Source organism: Actinomadura soli (assembly GCF_005889715.1).
Lineage (GTDB): Bacteria > Actinomycetota > Actinomycetes > Streptosporangiales > Streptosporangiaceae > Spirillospora > Spirillospora soli.
Genome location: NZ_VCKW01000493.1, coordinates 1 through 2,674, shown reverse-complemented (window position 1 = coordinate 2,674; position 2,674 = coordinate 1). Strand labels below are relative to the sequence as shown.

The following is a 2,674-nucleotide window of genomic DNA, read 5'->3' as shown; positions in this document are numbered from 1 at the left end:
ACCAGTCGGCCACGACCGCCGGGTCGTCCAACACCACCACCGGCGCCGCGTCCTCCAACAGCAACGCCACCCGCCCCGCCGGATACCCCGGATCCACCGGCAAATACGCCGCACCCGCCTTCAACACACCCCACAACGCCACCATCAACTCGACGCTTCGCTCCAACACCACCGCTACGACTGACTCCGGTCCCGCACCCTCCGCGACCAGACGGCGCGCCAACCGGGTCGCGCGGGCGTCCAACTCCGCATACGACACCTCAACGCCCTCGAACACCACCGCGATCGCATCCGGGGTCCGACGCGCCTGCGCCTCGAACAGCTCGGGCAACGACGCCGACGCCACCTCCACCGCCGTGTCATTCCACCCGTCCAGGACCACCCGACGCTCATCGGCGTCCAGGACATCCACCTGACGCAACCGCGCGTCCGGGGCCGTGACCACCGACCCCAGCACCCGCACCCACCGCTCCACCAAAACCTCAACCGACGCCACATCGAACAGATCCGCTGAGGCCACCAGCGAGCCACGCAACCCGGCCGGGTTACCGTCTTCGTCGAACATTTCTTGGAGAGATAGGTCCAGGTCGAAGCGCGCCATCGTGGTGGCCTCGTCCAGGAGCGCGGTTCCGGCCTGTGCATTGGGCAGATCGAGCGTCGCGCGTTCCATGTTCTGCAAGGTCAGCATGACCTGGAAGAGCGGGTGCCGAGACAGCGACCGCGACGGCGCCAGCTCCTCCACCAACCGCTCGAACGGCACATCCTGATGCGCCAACGCGTTCAGTGTGGCCTCACGCACCCGGCCCAGCACCTGACGGAACTCGGGGTCGTCCGACAGGTCGGTGCGAACCACGAGTGTGTTGACGAAGAACCCGACCAGATCGTCCAACGCCTCATCCGACCGCCCCGCCACCGCCGAACCGATCGGAATATCGGTACCGGCTCCCAGCCGCGACAGCAGCACGGCCAAGGCGGACTGGACCACCATGAACGCGGTCACGCCCTCGGATCGGGCCAACCCCACCAGGCGCTCATGCACCTCGGCCGGCACCCGCACCGGCACCCGGTAGCCGCGATGACTCCCGGTCGCGGGGCGCGGTCGGTCGGTCGGCAGCACCAACTCCTCCGGCGCCCCGGCCAGCGCTTCGCGCCAGTACTGGACCTGGGCCGACAACAGGCTTTCCGGGTCGGAATCCCCGCCCAGCAGTTCGCGTTGCCAGAGCGCGTAGTCGGCGTACTGCACCGGCAACGGCTCCCACACCGGAGCCTCACCACGCGCACGCGCCGCATACGCCAGCGACACATCCCGGCCCAGCGGCCCCATCGACCAACCATCTGTGGCGATGTGATGCACCACCAGGGTGAGGACGTACTCGTCCGCCCCGGCTTCGAACAGCCACGCCCGGATCGGGATCTCAGCGGAAAGGTCGAACGCATAACGCGATGCCTGCCCGACCGCCTCGGGCAGGTCGTCAGGAGCAACCGTCGCAACCTGCAGATCCCAGTCGAGCTCCGCCTGGTCCAGGATCTGCTGGTACGGCTCACCGTCCACCGCCGGGAACACCGTACGCAGCGACTCGTGACGTCCGATCACGTCCCGCAAGGCCGCGTTCAGGGCGGGCACGTCCAGCTCGCCGGCCAGCCGGATCGGCATCGGGATGTTGTAGGTCGGGCTCGGCCCCTCCAGCCGGCCCAGGAACCACAGGCGCCGCTGCGCGAACGACAACGGAACCCGCTCCGGTCGTGCCACGGGGCCCAACGGCTCACGGCCCCGGCTCACCTCGGCATCGGCCAATCGCGCCGCCAGCGCCGCCACCGTCGGGGCCTCGAACAGCGTCCGCAGCGCCACCTCAACGCCCAGCGCGGCCCGAACCCGCGAGGCCAGGCGGACGGCCAGCAGCGAATGACCGCCCAGGTCGAAGAAGCCGTCATCGACCCCGACCGACTCCAGCCCGAGGACCTGCGCGAACACACCGCACAGAATCTCCTCGTGCACCGTGGCCGGACCCCGCCCACCCACGGCGTACTCCGGCGCGGGCAACGCCCGGCGGTCCACCTTGCCGTTGGCGGCCAAGGGCAACTCCGGCAGCAGAACCACAGCCGAAGGCACCATGTACTCCGGCAGCCGCCGCCCCGCGAACTCCCGCAGCGCGGCAGCATCGACTTCTTCACCACTGGCAGAGACCACGTAGGCCACCAGCCGCCGATCACCTGGCACGTCCTCGCGCACCACCGCCGCTACCCGGCCCACACCAGGATGAGCGCGCAGTACCGCCTCGACCTCACCCAGCTCGATCCGGAACCCGCGGATCTTGACCTGGTCATCGACGCGTCCCAGGAACACCAACTGGCTGTCTGGTGTCCAGCGGGCGAGGTCGCCGGTGCGGTACATCCGCTCGCCCGCACCGAACGGGCAGCCCACAAACCGCTCCGCCGTCAGGCCCGGGCGCCCCACATACCCGCGCGCGACCCCCGCGCCCGCCACATACAGCTCACCGGTCACCCCGACCGGAACCGGTGCGAGCGCCTCATCGAGAACGAACAAGCGCGTGTTGGCGATCGGACGCCCGATCGGCACCACCCCACCCGACAACTCACCCGACAGATCACCCGCACGCACCTCATGAACCGAACACCCCACCACCGTCTCGGTCGGACCGTACTCATTCACCAC

Annotated in this window: 1 protein-coding gene; it reads right to left on the bottom strand. The window is 69.3% G+C overall.

The genetic code is table 11. The features are described from left to right. On the bottom strand, nucleotides 1-2,620 hold a 2,620-nt coding region (locus tag ETD83_RS41095), incomplete at its 3' end, for a condensation domain-containing protein (protein ID WP_230421529.1). Nucleotides 2,621-2,674 lie beyond the last annotated feature (54 nt).